The sequence below is a fragment of the Sulfitobacter sp. EhC04 genome (assembly GCF_001650875.1).
Taxonomy (GTDB): domain Bacteria; phylum Pseudomonadota; class Alphaproteobacteria; order Rhodobacterales; family Rhodobacteraceae; genus Sulfitobacter.
The window spans coordinates 62,330-81,557 of the sequence record NZ_LXYI01000021.1; the positions used below are offsets into that span (position 1 = coordinate 62,330).

General features: G+C 63.2%; 16 protein-coding genes. 14 read left to right on the top strand and 2 right to left on the bottom strand.

The features are described from left to right. The first annotated feature begins 318 nt into the window (after window positions 1–318). From puuE to A8B82_RS10510, 12 genes are all read left to right on the top strand, one after another. Entirely contained in the window at window positions 319–1,734 is a 1,416-nt protein-coding gene (puuE, locus tag A8B82_RS10455; RefSeq protein WP_067291768.1) for an allantoinase PuuE, read from the top strand. Further along, entirely contained in the window at window positions 1,731–2,540 is an 810-nt protein-coding gene (locus A8B82_RS10460) for a bifunctional allantoicase/(S)-ureidoglycine aminohydrolase (RefSeq protein WP_067291770.1), read from the top strand. The genes puuE and A8B82_RS10460 overlap by 4 nt, the downstream gene beginning before the upstream one ends. Then, on the top strand, window positions 2,537–3,040 hold the full coding sequence (locus A8B82_RS10465; protein ID WP_067291773.1) for an ureidoglycolate lyase: 504 nt from the start codon (window positions 2,537–2,539) through the stop codon (window positions 3,038–3,040). The genes A8B82_RS10460 and A8B82_RS10465 overlap by 4 nt, the downstream gene beginning before the upstream one ends. Before the next feature lie 46 nt (window positions 3,041–3,086). Then, window positions 3,087–4,520 (top strand): uracil-xanthine permease family protein, encoded by a 1,434-nt coding sequence (locus A8B82_RS10470; RefSeq protein WP_067291776.1) that lies wholly within the window; start codon window positions 3,087–3,089, stop codon window positions 4,518–4,520. Window positions 4,521–4,623: 103 nt separating this feature from the next. Beyond that, window positions 4,624–5,850: a urate hydroxylase PuuD gene (locus tag A8B82_RS10475; protein ID WP_067291779.1), complete on the top strand. Its 1,227-nt coding sequence runs from the start codon at window positions 4,624–4,626 to the stop codon at window positions 5,848–5,850. A gap of 52 nt (window positions 5,851–5,902) precedes the next feature. Then, window positions 5,903–7,747 carry a DNA mismatch repair endonuclease MutL gene (gene mutL, locus A8B82_RS10480; protein WP_067291782.1) on the top strand — a complete coding sequence of 615 codons (1,845 nt, stop codon included), beginning with the start codon at window positions 5,903–5,905 and terminating at the stop codon, window positions 7,745–7,747. Next, entirely contained in the window at window positions 7,744–8,979 is a 1,236-nt protein-coding gene (locus A8B82_RS10485) for a DNA recombination protein RmuC (RefSeq protein WP_067291786.1), read from the top strand. The genes mutL and A8B82_RS10485 overlap by 4 nt, the downstream gene beginning before the upstream one ends. A gap of 216 nt (window positions 8,980–9,195) precedes the next feature. After that, window positions 9,196–10,515: an NAD(P)/FAD-dependent oxidoreductase gene (locus A8B82_RS10490; RefSeq protein WP_067291789.1), complete on the top strand. Its 1,320-nt coding sequence runs from the start codon at window positions 9,196–9,198 to the stop codon at window positions 10,513–10,515. Continuing rightward, a complete protein-coding gene (locus A8B82_RS10495) occupies window positions 10,512–11,270 on the top strand; it encodes a DUF1365 domain-containing protein (protein WP_067291791.1) in 759 nt (252 codons plus the stop codon). The genes A8B82_RS10490 and A8B82_RS10495 overlap by 4 nt, the downstream gene beginning before the upstream one ends. Next, window positions 11,270–12,517 carry an MFS transporter gene (locus A8B82_RS10500; protein WP_067291794.1) on the top strand — a complete coding sequence of 416 codons (1,248 nt, stop codon included), beginning with the start codon at window positions 11,270–11,272 and terminating at the stop codon, window positions 12,515–12,517. Before A8B82_RS10495 ends, A8B82_RS10500 begins: the two co-directional genes overlap by 1 nt. Then, window positions 12,505–13,068 carry a DUF3833 family protein gene (locus A8B82_RS10505; RefSeq protein WP_067291796.1) on the top strand — a complete coding sequence of 188 codons (564 nt, stop codon included), beginning with the start codon at window positions 12,505–12,507 and terminating at the stop codon, window positions 13,066–13,068. Before A8B82_RS10500 ends, A8B82_RS10505 begins: the two co-directional genes overlap by 13 nt. Beyond that, window positions 13,065–13,796: an SDR family NAD(P)-dependent oxidoreductase gene (locus tag A8B82_RS10510; protein WP_067291799.1), complete on the top strand. Its 732-nt coding sequence runs from the start codon at window positions 13,065–13,067 to the stop codon at window positions 13,794–13,796. The genes A8B82_RS10505 and A8B82_RS10510 overlap by 4 nt, the downstream gene beginning before the upstream one ends. Before the next feature lie 30 nt (window positions 13,797–13,826). Here A8B82_RS10510 and A8B82_RS10515 read toward each other — a convergent pair whose 3' ends face one another. Next, window positions 13,827–14,447: a glutathione S-transferase family protein gene (locus tag A8B82_RS10515; RefSeq protein WP_067291802.1), complete on the bottom strand. Its 621-nt coding sequence runs from the start codon at window positions 14,445–14,447 to the stop codon at window positions 13,827–13,829. Window positions 14,448–14,460: 13 nt separating this feature from the next. Next, window positions 14,461–15,114, bottom strand: coding sequence for a histidine phosphatase family protein (locus A8B82_RS10520; protein WP_067291805.1), 654 nt, complete (start codon window positions 15,112–15,114; stop codon window positions 14,461–14,463). A gap of 205 nt (window positions 15,115–15,319) precedes the next feature. Between A8B82_RS10520 and fdhF the strand changes: the two genes are divergently transcribed. Together fdhF and A8B82_RS10530 are read left to right on the top strand one after the other, a co-directional pair. Further along, window positions 15,320–18,088 carry a formate dehydrogenase subunit alpha gene (gene fdhF, locus A8B82_RS10525; RefSeq protein WP_067291808.1) on the top strand — a complete coding sequence of 923 codons (2,769 nt, stop codon included), beginning with the start codon at window positions 15,320–15,322 and terminating at the stop codon, window positions 18,086–18,088. A 128-nt stretch (window positions 18,089–18,216) separates the two neighbouring features. Next, a partial coding sequence (locus A8B82_RS10530; protein ID WP_067291810.1) for a hydantoinase/carbamoylase family amidase occupies window positions 18,217–19,228 on the top strand: 1,012 nt, incomplete at its 3' end.

Consider the following 19,228-nt stretch of genomic DNA (forward strand, 5'->3'; position numbering starts at 1 on the left):
GGCGTAAGAGGCGAAAACTGCACGTAAACCGTGTATGACCTAAGTTTTCGGAACGCCGTCTGGGGGGGCGCCACAGTGTTTATTGTGATTTCTGCGTTTTTGGGTTCGACCCGCAAGAGCCAATACGCCCCAGCAGTCATTCAGGTTGGCCCGCGCCTAATAATCCCAGACTAACGCATAAACACAGGCAGCAGCAGTCAATCTGGCGTCGGGCTGCATCCCAAGCGGATGCAGCCCGATTGCTTTTTCCCGGCACAACAGAAATTGCGCGCCTGTCGGTATTTGTGCAGGGTGGGGGCGCAAGATCAGGACTTTATCATGAACCGCTACCCTCGTGACTTTCAGGGCCATGGCCCCAGGCCGCCCGACGCCAAGTGGCCCCAGGGCGCACGCATTGCCGTGCAATTCGTCGTCAACTACGAGGAGGGCGGCGAGAATTGCCTGTTGCATGGCGATGCGTCGTCAGAGGCCTTTCTGTCCGAGATCGTGGGCGCGCAGCCCTGGACCGGGCAGCGCCACTGGAACATGGAAAGCATCTATGACTACGGCGCGCGGGCCGGGTTCTGGCGGCTGCACCGGCTGTTCACCGGCGCGGGCATCCCGGTGACCGTCTATGGTGTGGCCAGCGCGCTGGCCCGCGCGCCGGGGCAGGTCGAGGCGATGCAGGAGGCGGGCTGGGAAATTGCCAGCCACGGGCTGAAATGGATCGACTACAAGGACCATACCATCAAGGCGGAACAGGCCGACATGGACGAGGCGATCCGCCTGCACAGCGAAGTTGTCGGCAGCGCGCCGCGCGGCTGGTACTGTGGGCGCACCTCGGTCAATACCGTGGCGCTGGCGGCGCAGACCGGCGCTTTCGATTACATCTCGGACACCTATGACGATGATCTGCCCTATTGGATGCAGATCGGGGACCGCGAGCAGTTGATCATTCCCTATACGCTGGATTGCAACGACATGCGCTTTGCCACGCCGCAGGGGTTCAATTCGGGGGACCAGTTCTATGCCTACCTGCGCGACACCTTTGACGCGCTTTATGCCGAAGGGGCGGCGGGCGCTGCCAAGATGATGTCGGTGGGGCTGCATTGCCGACTTGTGGGGCGGCCGGGGCGCGTTCAGGCGTTGAAACGCTTTGTCGAATATATCAAGGGGTTCGAAGGCGTCTGGACCCCGCGCCGCATCGACATCGCAGATCATTGGCACGGGGTGCATCCGCCGCAGCCGCGCGGGCCGCGGCCCAGCCAGATGGACCGGGACAGCTTTGTCGCGGCCTATGGCGGGGTGTTCGAACATTCGCCCTGGATCGCGGAACGCGCCTTTGCGCTGGAGCTGGGCCCGGCCCATGACACGGCGGCGGGCCTGCACAACGCGCTGGCGCGCATGTTCCGGTCGGCCAGCGCCGACGAGCGTCTGGGCGTTCTGACCGCACATCCCGATCTGGCGGGCAAACTGGCTGCGGCCAAGCGGTTGACGGCGGAAAGCACGGCAGAGCAGGCAAGCGTGGGTCTGGATGCCCTGACGGATGCGGAGCGCGCGCGCTTCGAGGCGCTGAATGCGGATTACGTGACCAAACACGGCTTTCCCTTCATCATCGCGGTCAAGGATCATGACAAGGCGGGCATCCTGCGTGCCTTTGAGGCGCGGATCGCCAATGACACGGCCGCCGAGTTCACAACCGCCTGCGTGCAGGTCGAACGCATCGCGCGGCTTCGTCTGGAGGACATGTTTTGAGTTACGCTTTCCCGCCCGGCGGGCTGCCGGATCAGTCTGGCAACCCTGAGGGCACCGCCGTATTCACGCCGGCCTACGCGGTGCTGCCTGCGATCACCCAGCGCGACATCGTTACCAGCTATCTGCCGGGCTGGCGCGACATGCGGATGTGGGTGCTGGCGCGGCCCCTGTCCGGATTTGCAGAGACGTTTTCGCAATATGCCGTGGAACTGCTGCCCGGCGGCGGGTCTGACGCGCCGGAGGAGGACGCGGAGGCGCAATCGGTGATCTTTGTCGCGCGCGGCGGGCTGACGCTGAACATCGACGGACAGCGGCATGACATGGGCGAAGGCGGCTATGCCTATATTCCGCCCGATACGGTCTGGACGGTGTGGAACGATACCGAAGCGGTGGCCCAGTTTCACTGGATCAGGAAGCGCTATCAGCGGGCCGAGGGCATCGAGATGCCCCAGGCCTTTGTCACCTCGGACAAGGAGGTGGCCCCCGTTGTCATGCCCGATTGTGATGGGGTCTGGGCCACGACGCGCTTTGCCGATCCGGCGGACCTGCGCCATGACATGCATGTCAACATTGTCACCTTCCAGCCCGGCGGGCGCATCCCCTTTGCCGAGACCCATGTGATGGAGCATGGGTTGTATGTATTGGAAGGCACGGCGGAGTACCTGCTGAACCGGGACTGGGTCGGCGTCGGACCGGGGGATTTCATGTGGCTGCGTGCCTTTTGTCCGCAGGCCTGCATCGCCACCGGCGACGTGCCGTTCCGCTATCTGCTGTACAAGGATGTGAACCGGCACATGCCGCTATGACCGCCCCGCCCGAGATTATCGCGCAGGCGCTGACGGCGGCGGCCTTTGCCCCGTTTGGGGATGTGCTGGAGTGTGCGGGCACACCGGACAAGATGATCAACGCGGGTCTGTGCGGGCGCTACCACGACCGTGCGACGCTTGATTTCGGCCCGGAAGGGCGCGCGGGGCTGAGCATTTTCAACGCCGTGCCGCGCGAACTGCCCTATGTGCTGGACCTGCTTGAGCGGCATCCGGAGGGCTCGCAGGCCTTTCTGCCGATGACCTCGAACCCTTTCCTTGTGATCGTCGCACCGGATCTGGGCGACCGGCCCGGCGTGCCGCAAGCCTTTGTCACGGCACCGCATCAGGGGGTCAACCTGCACCGGGGAACATGGCATGGAGTGCTCACGCCATTGGCAGGGCCGGGCATTTTCGCCATTGTGGACCGGATCGGGGGCACGCCGAACCTTGACGAATACCCGTTGGACCGGCCCTATGTTGTCAGGGCACAGCCCGCGTAACGGATCGTCTCGTCAGAGGACGACCTCTCCAACAAGGGACAACAGCATGACATCCACCTCCATCGGGACGCCGGAGCAACTGCGCGATCCCAATTACACTCCTGCCCTGACACGGGCGATCCCGCTGGGCATCCAGCATGTGTTGGCGATGTTCGTCAGCAACGTGACGCCCGCCATCATCATCGCCGGTGCGGCGGGTTTCGGGTTTGGCTCCAACTCGCCGGATTTCCCGGAACTCTTGTACCTGATCCAGATGTCGATGCTGTTTGCCGGGGTGGCGACACTGCTACAGACGATCACGCTGGGGCCGGTCGGTGCGGGGCTGCCGATCGTGCAGGGCACGTCCTTTGCCTTTATCCCGATCATGATCCCGCTGGTTGCGGGCAAGGGGGTCGATGGGTTGGCCGCGCTGTTTGGCGGCATCGTCGTGGGTGGGCTGTTTCATGCCTGTCTGGGGCTTTTCATCGGCAAGATACGTTTTGCCCTGCCGCCGCTGGTGACGGGGCTGGTGGTCACCATGATCGGCCTCGCGCTCGTCAAGGTCGGCATCCAGTATGCCGCCGGTGGGGTGCCCGCCATCGGCACGCCGGAATACGGCAGCCTGCTGAACTGGTCGGCGGCGCTGGTGGTGATCGTGGTCACGCTGGGGCTCAAGTTCTTTACCCGTGGGATGCTGTCGATCTCTGCCGTTCTGGTCGGGCTGATCGTGGGATACTTCTATGCCGTGGCGGTTGGCATGTTGTCGTTTGGCGGCGACCGGGGTGTGATCGCAAGCTGGAACAACGCCGCATGGGTCGCGCTGCCGGACCCGTTCCGCTACGGTTTTGAATTCTCGGCGGCGGCGGTCATCGGTTTCTGTCTGATGGCGTTCATCTCGGCCATTGAAACCGTGGGCGATGTGTCGGGGATCACCAAGGGCGGCGCGGGCCGCGAGGCGACCGATACCGAGATCGCGGGTGCGACCTATGCCGATGGTCTGGGTACGGCCATCGCCGGTGTCTTTGGCGGGTTGCCCAATACGTCGTTCAGCCAGAATGTCGGCCTGATCGCCATGACCGGCGTGATGAGCCGCCATGTGGTCACCTGCGGCGCGATATTCCTGATCATCTGCGGGCTGGTGCCCAAGGTGGGCGGATTGATCCGCACCGTGCCGATCGAAGTGCTGGGCGGCGGTGTGATCGTGATGTTCGGCATGGTGGTGGCGGCGGGCATGTCGATGCTCTCCGATGTGGACTGGAACCGCCGCAACATGGTCATCTTTGCCATCTCGATCTCTGTCGGTCTGGGCCTGCAACTGGAGCCGGGTGCGGTGCAGCACCTGCCCGATACCCTGAGCATCCTGATGACCAGCGGGCTTCTGCCTGCCGCGCTGATCGCGATTGTCCTCAACCTTGCCCTGCCCGAAGAACTGGCCGAGGAATCAACCGAAGAAGTGTCAGGCGGCCTCAAGGGCCATTCAAAAGGCAGCCTGCCACACTAGCAGGGGGAGGAGGGGCATGGAGCGCATCAACCCCTCCTCTTTTTGGCTCTAAATATCCAGGCGCAACAGCAGCGCAGTAACCCAGAATTCCGAAAGAGCGCCCATGTACGACCTTGCCACCATGTCCTCCTGGATCGAATTCGCGGTCCGATGGACCCATGTGATTGTCGGCATTGCCTGGATCGGGTCGTCTTTCTATTTCATTGCGCTTGACCTTGGTCTGCACCGGGACCGCGACCTGGCCTCGGGTGCCGATGGCGAAGAGTGGCAGGTGCATGGCGGGGGGTTTTACCACATCCAGAAATACCTGATCGCCCCCGACAACATGCCGGACCATCTGGTCTGGTTCAAATGGGAAAGCTATTCGACATGGCTCAGCGGTTTTGCCCTGCTGGTGCTGGTCTATTACCTTGGCGCGGAATTCTATCTGATCGACCCGGCGGTGATGGAGCTGTCGACGTTTCAGGCTGTTGCCATATCCTTGGCCTCGCTGGCCTTTGGCTGGGTCGCCTATGACCGGATCTGCAAGAGCCGCTTTGGCGATGACAACACGCGGCTGATGATCCTGCTTTATGTGATCCTTGTCGCGATGGCCTGGTTCTATACATCCGTCTTCTCGGGCCGTGCGGCGCTGCTGCATCTGGGGGCCTTTACCGCCACGATCATGTCGGCCAACGTGTTCTTCATCATCATGCCCAACCAGCGCATCGTGGTTGCCGATTTGCAGGCGGGCCGCACGCCGGATGCCAAATACGGCAAGATCGCCAAGCAGCGCAGCACCCACAACAACTACCTGACGCTGCCGGTCATCTTCCTGATGCTGTCGAACCATTATCCGCTCGCCTTCGCATCCGAGATGAACTGGCTGATCGCGTCATTGGTGTTCCTCATGGGCGTGACGATCCGGCATTATTTCAACAGCGTTCATGCCCGCACAGGTGACCCGACCTGGACCTGGCTGGCCACCGCGCTGCTGTTCATCCTGATCATGTGGTTGTCCACCGAACCGATGTTCCGCGCCGAGGAACCGGCAGAGGCGACAGGCCCCGCTGCCCTGCGCTTTGCCCAGGCCGATGGCTTCGACCGGGTGCAGGACATCGTCACGGGCCGCTGTTCCATGTGCCATGCGGCAGAGCCGACGTGGGAGGGGCTGCACTGGCCGCCCAAGGGGGTGCGGCTGGAGACGGAACACCAGATCGCCATGGCGGCGAAACAGATCTATTTGCAGGCAGGTCTGACCCATGCCATGCCGCCTGCGAACCTGAGCTATATGCAGGTGGCGGAGCGGGCAGAGATCGTGGCCTGGTACAAGGCCGCAACGACCCGCTGACAGCCGGTTTCCCACTGGCAGAATCGCGGTCCCTCATGCTAGGTCTAGCGTTATGTCCCTGGCTCACCCCAATATAGCCGATAATCCCCCGGTCATTCGTCAGCTTGACGATGCCGCGATCAACCGGATCGCTGCGGGCGAAGTTGTCGAACGGCCCGCATCGGCGGTCAAGGAACTGGTGGAAAACGCCATTGACGCAGGCGCGCGGCGGATCACGGTGGAATATGCCGATGGCGGCAAGACCCTGATCCGGGTGACGGACGACGGCTGCGGCATCGCGCCAGGTGATCTGGCGCTGGCACTGTCGCGCCATGCGACCTCCAAAATCGACGGCTCGGACCTGCTGAACATCCATACTTTTGGCTTTCGTGGCGAGGCGCTGCCGTCGCTGGGTGCGGTGGGCAGGCTGTGCATCACCAGCCGCGCCGCGGGTCATGACGGGGCAGAGATTACTGTGGCGGGCGGCAAGCAGGGCGAGGTTCGGCCTGCCGCGCTGAATGGCGGTACGGTTGTCACCCTGCGCGATCTGTTTCACGCCACGCCCGCGCGGCTCAAGTTCCTGCGCACCGACCGGGCAGAGGCGCAGGCGATTGGCGACGTGATCAAGCGGTTGGCCATGGCTGAACCCTTTGTCCGTTTCACACTGCGCGATGTCTCGGGCGATGGGCCGGGCCGCGAGGTGTTCCGCGCCGATGCCGAACAGGGAGAGATGTTCGAGGCCCTGCATGGCCGGCTGGCGCAGGTCCTGGGCCGGGAATTCGCCGACAACTCCCTGCCCATCGACGCGCAGCGCGAGGGTCTGCACCTGACAGGTTTTGCCGCGCTGCCGACCTATTCGCGCGGCTCTGCCGTGGCGCAATATCTTTTCGTCAATGGCCGCCCGGTGCGGGACAAGCTGTTGGTTGGTGCGCTGCGCGGGGCCTATTTCGACTTTCTCAGCCGTGACCGCCATCCGGCGGCGGCGCTGTTCATCGACTGCGAACCGACACTGGTGGACGTCAATGTGCATCCGGCGAAGTCCGAGGTGCGGTTTCGCGATCCGGGGCTGGCGCGCGGGCTGATCGTGTCGGCCCTGCGCCATGCGCTGGCAGAGGCGGGGCACCGCGCATCTACCACCGTTGCGGGGGCGACACTGGGCGCGATGCGGCCAGAACCCACGGGCGCGCGGGTTTATCAGATGGACCGGCCCAGCCTTGGCGCGCGGGGCGCGGCCTATCAGGCGCAGGCCCCTGCCGGATTTGCCGAGACGGCGGGCATGTGGGGACGGGTAGAGACACCCGCGGACCCGGTGACCGAATCCGCCGAACCTGCGCCCGACTATCCGTTGGGCACCGCACGGGGGCAGGTGCATGAGAATTACATCATTGCCCAGACTGCAACGGGCATGGTCATCGTGGACCAGCATGCCGCGCATGAGCGGCTGGTCTATGAAAAGCTCAAGCGGCAGATGGCCGAGAATGGCGTGGCGGCTCAGGCGCTGCTGATCCCGGAGATTGTGGAGCTGTCCGCAGGTGATTGCGCGCGTCTGCTGGATCTGTCGGATGATCTGGCGCGGCTGGGTCTGGGGATCGAGGCCTTTGGCGGCAATGCCGTCGCGGTGCGCGAGACGCCTGCGATTCTTGGCACCGTCAATGCCCGCGCGATGCTGCTGGATATTCTGGATGAACTGGCCGACCAGAGCGACAGCAACCTCCTGCAGGCCCGGATCGAGGCGATCCTGAGCCGTATCGCATGTCATGGGTCGATCCGCTCGGGCCGCTGGATGCGGGCGGAAGAGATGAACGCGCTGCTGCGCGAGATGGAGGCGACGCCCCATTCCGGCCAGTGTAACCACGGGCGGCCCACCTATGTGGAACTCAAGCTGGCCGATATTGAACGGCTGTTCGGACGCACATGATCGAGGTTGGCGGAACAATCTATCAGTGGAATGACCCGCTTGCGCTGGCTGTCCTTGGGGCGGCGGCGCTGGTGGCGCTGATCGTGATCCTGCTGATCGTGGCGGTGCGCGCGGCGGGGCGGACAGCGCGGCTGGCGGCCCCCCTGTCGCAGCAGATGCAGGTTCTGGGCGGCCATGTGCAGCAGCTTGGCGCGGGGCAGGAGCAATTGCGCGGCGGGTTGCAGATGGTGTCCGACACCCAGGCCAATGCGCAAAGCCAGCTGATCCAGTCGGTGGAGGCGCGGCTGAACACCGTGCAGTTGCAGATGCAGGAGCGGCTGGCCGACAATGCCGCACGGTCGCAGCGGTCGCTGACGGAAATGCAGGAACGCATGAACCAGACCCTGCATGGCTCGGCCAAGCAGACCACCACCAGCCTGACCCAGTTGCAGGAACGTCTGGCCGCCATCGACAAGGCGCAGGACAACATCACCAAGCTGTCGGGCGATGTGCTGTCCTTGCAGGACATCCTGAGCAACAAGCAGACACGCGGCGCTTTTGGTGAAATCCAGCTGCGCGATATCGTGTCGAAACAACTGCCATCCGACAGCTACAGCCTTCAGCACACGCTGGCCAATGGCAAGCGCGCGGATTGTCTGATCCACCTGCCCAACCCGCCGGGCCCGATCGTGATCGACAGCAAGTTCCCGTTGGAGGCCTATGAGGCGCTGCGCAATGCCAAGACGGATTGGGACCTGAAGAACGCCGTCGCGGCGATGAAGGTCGCGGTCAAGAAACACATCCGCGATATTTCCGAGAAATACATCGTGGAAGGAGAGACTGCGGACGGCGCGTTGATGTTCCTGCCGTCAGAGGCGGTCTATGCCGAGTTGCATGCCAATTTCCCCGAACTGATCCGCGAAGGCTTTGCCGCGCGGGTCTGGATCGTGTCGCCCACGACCTGCATGGCCACGCTGAACACCATGCGCGCCATCCTCAAGGACGCCAGGATGCGTGAACAGGCCGGGGCCATCCGCAAGGAGTTGGGCGCGCTGCATGGCGATGTCGAGCGGCTGGTGACACGGGTCGGCAACCTTGACCGGCATTTCGGACAGGCCCGCAAGGACGTGGACGAGATCATGATCAGCTCGGAAAAGGCGTCCAAACGTGCGGGCCGCCTGCACAACTTCGATTTTGAGGAACTGGCCAAGGACGACACCCCCGGCGTTGTGGTCCCGCTCGACAAGACCTAGCGCACGGGCTTTCACAAATCCGTCAGAAGCTTGAAGCCACGAAAACCGGTCTAGTTCTCATACCGTGGCGTTTTCAAAGTGATTTCAAAAATCGCCGTGACCTCCGGGCGGGCTTGGCGCGCGCACAGAAGTTTTTTGCAACTCCTGGGCATTGGGCCTCGTAATTACTGCACAAACCAACCACTAGCGTAACAACTGACAGGAAATCATCACTTTATGCCCTTTGAAGCTGTAGCAATGGAGCCGGTGCAAGGCGGAACGCCCCGGCGCAGGATTGCCGTCATCGGCGCTGGTATCTCGGGCATGGGGGCGGCACACAGGCTGGCTGACAGCCACCATGTGACCCTGTTCGAAAGCGGTGCGCGGCTGGGTGGGCACGCCCGCACGGTGATTGCGGGAAAGAACGGGGATCAGCCGGTCGATACCGGGTTCATCGTGTTCAACTATGCCAATTACCCCAATCTGGCGGCGCTCTTCGCTGAACTGGACGTGCCGGTCGTGAAATCGAACATGAGCTTTGGCGCCTCCATCGACGGCGGGCGGATCGAATATGCGCTGACCAGCCTGAACGCGGTCTTTGCGCAGCGGCGCAACGCCCTGAACCCGCGTTTCATCGCCATGCTGCGCGATATCTTCAGGTTCAACAAACACGCGACCCGCGTGGCCAGGGACCAGTCCCTGACCATCGGTGAATTCCTGTCGGTGCTGGGAACAGGGCGCTATTTCAAGGACTACTACCTGTCGCCGTTGTCGGGGGCGATCTGGTCGACACCAACGGAAAAGATCATGGACTTTCCGGCCTATGCGATGGTGGATTTCTTTCGCAACCATGCGCTGTTGGGTTATTCCGGTCAGCATCAATGGTACACGGTCAAGGGCGGCTCGCAGGCCTATGTGACGCGTCTGGAGGCGGCGATGCGCGCCAAGCGCGTGGACATCCGGCTGAACGCGCCGGTGCAGGCGGTGCGCCGGTCGGAGCCGGGGGTGCAGATCAAGGCATCGGGCGGCGGTTGGGAAGCATTTGACGAGGTGATATTTGCCACCCATTCGGACGATACACTGGCGATGCTGGCGGACGCGGACCACTCCGAGCAGGCCAGCCTCGGCGCGATCAGGTATCAGCCCAATGACATCACCCTGCATGCCGATGCCCGCATGATGCCCAGCCGACGGTCAACCTGGGCCTCCTGGGTCTATACCGAGGACAGCGACGCCACGTCGGACAGGATCGACCTGACCTATTGGATGAACTCGTTGCAGCCGATCCCGATGGATGATCCGCATTTTGTCACCCTGAACACCAAACGCAGCATCCGTGAGGAACTGATCTATGATCAGGTGACGCTGCGCCATCCGGTCTATGACCTGGCGGCCCTTGCCGCGCAGAAAAAGATCGCCACCACGAATGGCAACCGCAACACATGGTTCTGCGGGGCGTGGATGCGCAATGGTTTTCACGAGGACGGATTGGCAAGCGCGCTGGACGTGGCCGACCGGATCGAACGGGGTGCCGCCCTGCCCATCGCTGCCGAATGACGGGGGCGGTCGATCATATCGCCGGGCATACCTTTCACGGGCGCAAGGGCGCGATAGAGAACGCCTTTCGCTATTCCATCGACTATGTGCTGTGCGACGCGGAAACCCTGCCGAAGACGCCGGGGCTGTTCCGCCGCAACCGGGCGGGGCTGACCTCGCTGCTTGACCGCGACCATGGCGGTGCGCCGCATCGGGGGCGCGGCGCGCGATGGGTCCGCGACGTGCTGGTGGCGCAAGGGATCGACGGCGTTCAGACCATCGAGATTCTGGCACAGCCACGGGTCCTTGGCTTTGTCTTCAACCCGGTCAGCTTCTGGCTGTGTCGGGATAGCGCAGGCGCGCTGATCACGGTGATTGCAGAGGTGACGAACACCTACGGTGACCGGCATTGCTATCTGTGTCGGAATGAGGACCTGCGCCCGATCACGGCAGAGGATCACCTGCCATCGACCAAGATACTCCATGTCTCGCCGTTCCAGCCGATTGAGGGGTCCTATACCTTTCGCTTTGACATCCGGGAGGACCGGATCGGCATCTGGATCGACTACAGTGCCGGGAACGGCGGGCTGATCGCGACACTGACCGGCAGGCGCAAAACGCTGACCAACGCGGGCATCCTGCGCGCGATGCTGCGGCGGCCCTTTGGTGCGCGGCGGGTGCAGGCGCTGATCCACTGGCAGGCGGTCAAGCTGTGGTGGAAAGGGGCCGGGTTTCGGCCCCGGCCGCTGCCACCGAAGAACGAAGTCAGCCGCTGATGACGGCCCTGGCGCGAAGGCTTCCGGCCTATGCGCTGTTTGCGGCGCTGCTGTCGGCGGCAGGCCTGCCCATCTATATCCACGCGCCGAAGTTCTACGTTGATGAATACGGTGTCTCGCTTGCCGCGCTGGGGGCTGTGCTGTTCGGGCTGCGCCTGCTGGATGTGGTGCAGGACCCGCTGCTGGGGCGCTTGTCGGAAAGAATGCGCAGGCATCGCGGCGCGGCGGTGGCAACCGGGGCTTTTGTCATGGCTGCCGCCATGCTGGGGCTGTTTGCCGTGCCGCCGCCGATCCTGCCCATTGCCTGGTTCGGGATCATGCTGACGCTGGTGTTCTCCGGGTTCAGCTTTCTGACAATCTGCTTTTACGCCCAGGGCGTTTCCAAGGCGGGCAGCCTGCCGGGACGTGGCCATCTGGCCCTTGCGCGCTGGCGCGAGACCGGGGCGCTGCTGGGGGTTTGCGCCGCCTCTGTCGCGCCGGTGGGGCTGGGGGTGTTCATCGGCGCGCCCTTTGCGGGTTTTGCGGCAGGATTTGCGGTGCTGGCGCTGGCCAGTGTGCTGGCCATGAGGCAGGAATGGCGCGATGCGGGGCTGCCACCCTCGACCGGGTTTGCCACTGTCCTGCGGGACCCGGTGGCACGGCAACTGCTGGTCATCGCGCTGTTCAACGCGGCCCCTGTCGCGGTGACCTCAACCCTGTTCCTGTTCTATGTCGAGATCGCGCTGGACGCGCCGGGATGGGAAGGGCCGCTGCTGCTGCTGTTCTTCCTGTCGGCTGCCGGCGCGGCCCCGCTCTGGGGGCTGCTGGCCGAAAGGTTCGGCGGCAAACGGGTTCTGCTGGCGGCGATGGTGCTGGGAATCGTGTCCTTCGGCGGCGCGCTGTTTCTGGGGCCGGGTGATGCGGTGATCTTTGCAGTGGTCTGTGTGGCGTCGGGCGCGGTGCTGGGCGCGGACCTGACCCTGCTGCCGGCGATGTTCGCGACGCGGATGGCCAGGATATCGCCTTCTGCTGCCGAAGGGTTCGGGCTGTGGTCATTTGTTTCAAAATTCACATTGGCATTCGCCGCCGTTGCCCTACTTCCAATGCTTGAGGGGGCCGGACTGCGCACTGGTGCAGAACCAAGCCCCCCGCAGGCCGTGCGACTGCTGATCATTCTTTACGCCGGTGTGCCCTGCGCGCTGAAATTGATTTCGATCGGCTTGTTGAGCCGGGTGAGGGCAGTTGAGGACAATTTATGGATGCATTGATTTTCCTGTTGATTGGTGTGGCCCTGGCGACCGTGGCGGTGCTGCTGCGAAGGCGATTTGCGGAGTTCCCCGGTCAGCACCCCGAAGATTACAGCGAAGGGTTCCCCGCATTTGACATGCAGCAGCATCTGAACGGCGAGATGGTCTGCGAAGGCGTGATCTTTGGCCCGCTGGGACGGGTGACCAGCTCCTTCGTGGCGGATTTCGACATCCGGTGGGACGGTGACACCGCCGTGATGGCAGAGCGGTTCCGTTACAACGACGGGAGCGTTCAGGATCGGGAATGGCGTATTTCCCTGCAGGACAACGATGAATTCATCGCCACGGCTGACGACGTGCCGGGCGGCGGCAGGGGCAGCGTGGCCGGGTCGGCGGCGCAGATCAGATACGACATCACACTGCCCCCGGAAAGCGGCGGACACCGGCTGCGGACGGTCGATTGGATGTACCTGACACCCGACGGAACCATCGTGAACCGCAGTCAGTTCCGCAAGTACGGGATCAAGGTGGCAGAGCTGATCGCCACCATCCGACCGAAGGAGGGACAATGAAGAGCTTTCAGTCGAAACGATACTGGCTTGTGGGTGCCAGCGACGGATTGGGCGCCGCTTTGGCACGCAGGCTGAGCCGGTCTGGTGCCGAGGTGATCGTTTCCGCCCGGTCCGAGGGAAAGCTTGCAGCGCTGGTTGATGAACTGCCGGGCAAGGCCAGTTTCCAGACTGTCGATGTGACCGACGCCGACAGTGTGAAGGCGGCGGCAGAGGCTGTGGGCCAGATCGACGGCGTGGTCTATCTGGCCGGTGTCTATTGGCCATTCGGTGCGCGCGAATGGAACGCGGAACAGGCGACCGCCATGGCGGATGTGAATTTCACCGGCCTGATGCGGGTCATGGGGCAGGTGGTGCCGGGGATGGTGGCACGCGATGCCGGGCATATCGTCATCACCTCAAGCCTGACGGGGTTTCGCGGATTGCCCGGTTCCATCGGTTACACCGCGTCCAAGGCCGCCACCATGTCGTTGGCCGAATGCATGTATGCCGACCTGCGCAAGACCGGCGTGCAGGTGCAGGTCGTCAACCCCGGTTTCATCAAGACTCAACTGACCGAGAAGAACGATTTTCGCATGCCCTTCATCATGGACCCCGACGAGGCCGCCCGGCAGGTGATCGAGCATATGGGCACCGACAGCTTCAAAAAGAGCTTTCCATGGCTCTTTTCGCTGGTGTTCCGTGCCAGCCAGTTCCTGCCCGACTGGCTGTATTTCCGCATCTTTTCCTAGACCCGGCAGCGTTGGTGGGCTGAAATGCTGTTACAGCATCCCCTTGGCGCGGATGGTCCTGACGCTGTCGCGGCGCTCCATCCGGGCCAGAAAGGCTGTGATGCGGGGGAAGTCGGTGAGGGTGACGCCATCGCCCGCCAGCCAGTTGCAAACGATGAACAGATAGGGATCGGCGATGGTCAGGGCATCGCCGCACACATAATCGCCGCGCAGGCATTCTGCTTCGACATAGGCGGCGCAGGCGGCCATGGTCTGCGGCACCTTTGCCTTCATGTCGTCAAAGCTGGATTGGGCATCGGCCCAGCGGCTGCCCCGCATTCTGTGGGCATGGGCGACATGCATGGTCGAGGCGAGGTAGTACATGACAGCCCGCATATGGACCGCAGCTTGCGCATCCGCAGGCACAAGCCCCGCCTCTGGTGCGATGGCGGCAATATAGTCCAGCAAGGCGCCGGTTTCGGTCATGGCCGTGCCGTCATCGCCGACGAGCGCAGGCACCCGGCCTTTTGGGTTGATCGCCAGGTAGGGCGGCATGGTCTGTTCTGCATTGGCGAAATCGACTTTGACAGCTTCATAGGCCAGCCCGGCCTCCTCCAGTCCGATGGCCACCGCAATGGAGATCGTGCCGGGCGCGTAATAAAGCTTCAGCATGATCTGTGTCCTTTCAGATGTGGGTTTGCGCGCTGCGACGGTCTGGTCGGTCCAGATGCGGCACCGCGTTGAACAACACCGGCGACCAATGGCCGCCGATGGGAAACAGCCGGTGCATGGAGGTATGCATGATGGCCAGGGCGATGCGGGACATGGCCGGGATACCAAGGCCCATCGCCTGCGCCATGACCATGGAAATAAGCCCCCCTGATGTCACCACCAGCGCAGGCCCCTGACCTGCGGCGATCTCTTGCAGGGCATCCTCGATCCGGGTGTGGAAGTTTTCCCAGGATTCCGGGGCCTGTTCGATCATGCCGTCCTGCCAGTGCTGGAAAACAGTGGGCAGATGGTCGGTGAAGGCACCCTGTTCCAGGGGAAAGGGAATCCCGTGCTGATGCTCCATCAGGGAGGCGAGCGTGAAATACTCCAGCTCGTTCAGGCGTGGATCGCGGATCGGTTCCAGCCCCGTGGCCATGCCTTCGGCGGTCTCGATGTGCCGGGTCAGCGTGCCGGTGTAAAGTCGCGTGTGATGGGTTTCGCTATCGCGCAGGTGATCGCCCAGCCAGGCGGCCTGTTCATGACCCAGCGGGCTGAGCTTGTCATAGCTCACCTCGTCCTTGGCACCGGAGTTTGCCTGACCGTGACGGATAAGGGTGATGTGGGACATGGGACACCTGCCTGTTTCTGCCTTGATAGGCGAGCAGCGCGCGGGTTGAAAGCGCGAGATCGGTGATTGCACCGGCCGATAGGGGAAACTGTGACGCCTGTCGGAAACGCCTCGTGGCGCAAAACCGGGGGGGTGTGTCGGGAATGGGACTCCTGACCTGCGCCGGATTTCGCTATAGGTTGGGGGCGCATGCGAGGAGACGGCAATGGCTGAGAAGATCACATTCACACTCGACGGCAATACCGTGGAGGCCGAGGCGGGCCTGACGATCTGGGAAGTCGCCAATGGGCGCGGCCTGAAGATCCCGCATCTGTGTCACAAGCCTGCGCCCGGCTATCGCCCCGATGGCAACTGCCGCGCCTGTATGGTCGAGATCGAGGGCGAGCGCGTGCTGGCGGCAAGCTGTATCCGCGAACCAGCGGAGGGCATGGTTGTGACCACCAACAACGCGCGCGCCGAAAACGCGCGCAAGATGGTGGTGGAACTGCTGATGGCCGATCAACCGGGGCATGACGTCAGCCATGACAAATCCAGCCATATGTGGGACATGGCCGCGATGAACGGGGTCGAGGCCAGCCGCTTTCCCAAGCTGGAAGAGGGCCGTATCCCGCTGCTGGACGACAGCCATGTGGCGATGAGCGTGAACCTGGACGCCTGTATCCAATGCGGATTGTGCGTGCGCGCCTGCCGTGAAGTGCAGGTCAACGATGTGATCGGCATGTCGGGCCGGGGCCACGATGCCTATCCAACCTTTGACATGGCCGACCCGATGGGCGCCTCCACCTGCGTGGCCTGCGGCGAATGTGTCCAGGCCTGTCCCACCGGCGCGCTGATGCCCGCCACGGTGGTGGATGAGGATCAGGTGGGTGATTCCGCGGACTTCGATTCCGAGGTGGAGAGCATCTGCCCGTTCTGCGGTGTGGGCTGCCAGATCTCGCTGAAGGTGAAGGATGGCAAGGTAAAATACGTTGACGGCATCAACGGCCCCGCGAACGAGGGGCGGCTTTGCGTCAAGGGGCGTTTCGGATTTGACTATATCCACCACGAACACCGCCTGACCAAACCGCTGATCCGCCGCGACGACGCGCCGCCCAAGGGGCTGAACGTCGATCCGGGCAACTGGTCCCAGTTCTTTCGCGAGGCATCCTGGGACGAGGCGCTGGATTTCGCCGCCAAGGGGCTGAAGGACATCGGCGGCAAAGGGGTCGCGGGCTTTGGCTCTGCCAAGTGTACCAATGAAGAGGCATACCTGTTCCAGAAAATGATCCGCCAGGGCTTTGGCCATAACAACGTCGATCACTGCACCCGGCTTTGCCATGCTTCCAGTGTGGCGGCCCTGATGGAGAACGTCGGTTCCGGCGCGGTGACCGCGACCTTCAACGAGATCGAGAACGCGGATGTGGCGATTGCCATCGGCTGCAACCCGATCGAGAACCACCCCGTCGCGGCGACCTATTTCAAGCAGTTCACCAAACGCGGCGGCAAGCTGATCGTGATGGACCCGCGCGGCCAGGCGCTGAAACGGTTCTCCAGCCATATGTTGCAATTCCGGCCCGGCACGGATGTGTCGATGCTGAACGCGATCATGCATGTGATTGTCGAGGAAGGGCTGTACGACCAGCAGTATATCGAAGCCTACACCGAGAACTGGGAGGCGGAGAAAGAGCACCTGAAGGATTTCACCCCCGAGAAGATGGCGAAAATCTGCGGCATTGACGCCGAGACCCTGCGCGATGTGGCGCGGACCTTTGCCGGGGCGAATGCGGCGATGATTTTCTGGGGCATGGGGATCAGCCAGCACATTCACGGCACCGACAACTCGCGCTGCCTGATTTCGCTGGCGCTGATGACCGGGCAGGTGGGGCGGCCGGGTGCCGGTCTGCACCCGCTCAGGGGGCAGAACAACGTGCAGGGCGCGTCGGACGCGGGATTGATCCCGATGTTCCTGCCGGACTACCAGTCGGTGATGGATGACGGTGTGCGGTCTGCCTTTACCGATGTCTGGAAGTCGGGGGATTTCTCGGCCGAAAAGGGGCTGACCGTGACCGAGATCATGGACGCGGTTCATGACGGCGATATCCGGGGCATGTATGTGCTGGGCGAAAACCCCGCGATGTCCGATCCGGATGTGGAACATGCGCGCGACGCGCTGGCCAAGCTGGATCATCTGGTGGTGCAGGACATCTTTATCACCGAGACAGCGAATTATGCCGATGTGATCCTGCCTGCCAGTGCCTTTGCCGAGAAATCGGGGACCGTGACCAATACCAACCGGCAGGTGCAGATGGGCCGGGCGGCGGTGGCACCGCCGGGCGAGGCGCGCGAGGACTGGTGGATCGAGGTGGAACTGGCCAATCGGCTGGGGTTGGGCTGGTCCTATGACAGCCCGGCGGATGTCTTTGCCGAGATGAAGCTGAACATGCGGTCGCTGAACAACATCACCTGGGACCGGTTGAGCCGCGAGAATGCGGTGACCTATCCGTCACTGAGCGAGACCGATCCGGGGCAGGCCATCGTCTTTGCCGACGGCTTCCCGCGCCCCGATGGCCGCGCGCGGTTCACGCCTGCGTCGATCATTGCGCCGGATGACGAACCGGATGCGGATTATCCGATGATCCTGACCACGGGGCGGCAATTGGAGCATTGGCACACCGGGTCGATGACCCGCCGCGCGACGGTGCTGGACGGGCTGGAGCCCGAGGCGAATTGTTCGCTGCACCCCAGCACGCTGCGCAAACTGGGGGTCGCGCCGGGTGAACATGTGCGCCTGAGCACCAAACGTGGCAGTATCGAGATCATGGCCCGAGAGGACCGTGCGGTGTCTCCCGACATGGTGTTCCTGCCCTTTGCCTATGTCGAGGCGGCGGCGAATATTCTGACCAACCCGGCGGTGGACCCCTATGGCAAGATCCCGGAGTTCAAGTTCTCTGCTGTGAAGGTAGAGGCCGTGACGGGTGCTGTCGCGGCGGAGTGATCTTGCCGCGGAGTTGATCGGCTGGTGCGCGCCCTTGCGGGCGCGCATGCGATTTTATTCTTGCTGATGAGGGGCGCTGCCCCTCAAACTCCCCGGGAATATTTTCGGCCAAAAAGAGGGAAAACGGTATGAAGATCAATGCGGAGAGATTTCTGGCGGACCTTCATGCGTTGCGGGAATTCGGGGCTTCGGGTGTGGGCAAAGGGGTGGTCCGGCCCGCCTATACGCAGGCCGATGTGGCCGCGCGGGACTGGCTGGCGGGGCGTTTCGAGGACGCCGGGTTGCAGGTGGCCATGGACGGGATGGGGAACCTCTTTGGCCTTGCCGAGGGGCCGTCGCTTTTGATGGGGTCGCATTCGGACAGCCAGCCGGAGGGCGGTTGGCTGGATGGCGCGCTGGGGGTTGTGGCGGCGCTGGAGGTGGCGCGGGCGAGCCGGGAGTCGGGCGGACCGGCGATATCGGTGGTCTCATTCCAGGATGAGGAAGGACGCTTTGGCGTTACCACCGGATCTGCGGTCTGGTCGGGGCATTTGTCGCAGGTGGATGCGGATGTGCTGACGGATCATGGCGGGGTGACGCTGGCGGATGCGCGTGCGGCGATGGGCGGGATGGTCACCGGCCCGGTAGACCCGGCCCGCTTTACCGGGTTCATCGAGATGCACATTGAGCAGGGGCCGACGCTGGATACCTCCGGCGAGCGGATTGGCGTGGTCTCGGACATTGTGGGCATTCGCGACATGAAGGTGACGTTCGAAGGCCAGCAGAACCATGCGGGCACCACGCCGATGCACCTGCGCAAGGATGCTTTTCAGGCGGTCACGGCGTTCAATGCCCTGCTGGAGGAGCGGTTTCGCAATGTGGTGACCCCGGCGACGGTCTGGACCATCGGGCATCTGTCATTGCATCCGAATGCCTCCTCCATCGTGCCGGGAAAGGCCGTCTTTTCAATGCAGTGGCGGGACGGGGACGGAGAGAGGCTGGCCCGGATGGAGGCGATTATCCGCGACACGGCACAGGAGGTGGCAGAGGCGCGGGGCATGGCATTGTCCTATGGTCCGCTGTTGGGATTGGAGCCGGTGAGGATGGATGCGGGGTTGCGGGGGGCGCTGGAGGCGGGGGCGGAGGCCGTGGCACCGGGAC

What these genes read in the sequence shown, in the direction of transcription:
- puuE (WP_067291768.1), top strand. Translation starts at nt 319, where the DNA reads ATGAACCGCTACCCTCGTGACTTTCAGGGCCATGGCCCCAGGCCGCCC.
- A8B82_RS10465 (WP_067291773.1), top strand. Translation starts at nt 2,537, where the DNA reads ATGACCGCCCCGCCCGAGATTATCGCGCAGGCGCTGACGGCGGCGGCC.
- A8B82_RS10470 (WP_067291776.1), top strand. Translation starts at nt 3,087, where the DNA reads ATGACATCCACCTCCATCGGGACGCCGGAGCAACTGCGCGATCCCAAT.
- A8B82_RS10475 (WP_067291779.1), top strand. Translation starts at nt 4,624, where the DNA reads ATGTACGACCTTGCCACCATGTCCTCCTGGATCGAATTCGCGGTCCGA.
- mutL (WP_067291782.1), top strand. Translation starts at nt 5,903, where the DNA reads ATGTCCCTGGCTCACCCCAATATAGCCGATAATCCCCCGGTCATTCGT.
- A8B82_RS10485 (WP_067291786.1), top strand. Translation starts at nt 7,744, where the DNA reads ATGATCGAGGTTGGCGGAACAATCTATCAGTGGAATGACCCGCTTGCG.
- A8B82_RS10490 (WP_067291789.1), top strand. Translation starts at nt 9,196, where the DNA reads ATGCCCTTTGAAGCTGTAGCAATGGAGCCGGTGCAAGGCGGAACGCCC.
- A8B82_RS10495 (WP_067291791.1), top strand. Translation starts at nt 10,512, where the DNA reads ATGACGGGGGCGGTCGATCATATCGCCGGGCATACCTTTCACGGGCGC.
- A8B82_RS10500 (WP_067291794.1), top strand. Translation starts at nt 11,270, where the DNA reads ATGACGGCCCTGGCGCGAAGGCTTCCGGCCTATGCGCTGTTTGCGGCG.
- A8B82_RS10505 (WP_067291796.1), top strand. Translation starts at nt 12,505, where the DNA reads ATGGATGCATTGATTTTCCTGTTGATTGGTGTGGCCCTGGCGACCGTG.
- A8B82_RS10510 (WP_067291799.1), top strand. Translation starts at nt 13,065, where the DNA reads ATGAAGAGCTTTCAGTCGAAACGATACTGGCTTGTGGGTGCCAGCGAC.
- A8B82_RS10515 (WP_067291802.1), bottom strand. Translation starts at nt 14,447, where the DNA reads ATGCTGAAGCTTTATTACGCGCCCGGCACGATCTCCATTGCGGTGGCC.
- A8B82_RS10520 (WP_067291805.1), bottom strand. Translation starts at nt 15,114, where the DNA reads ATGTCCCACATCACCCTTATCCGTCACGGTCAGGCAAACTCCGGTGCC.
- fdhF (WP_067291808.1), top strand. Translation starts at nt 15,320, where the DNA reads ATGGCTGAGAAGATCACATTCACACTCGACGGCAATACCGTGGAGGCC.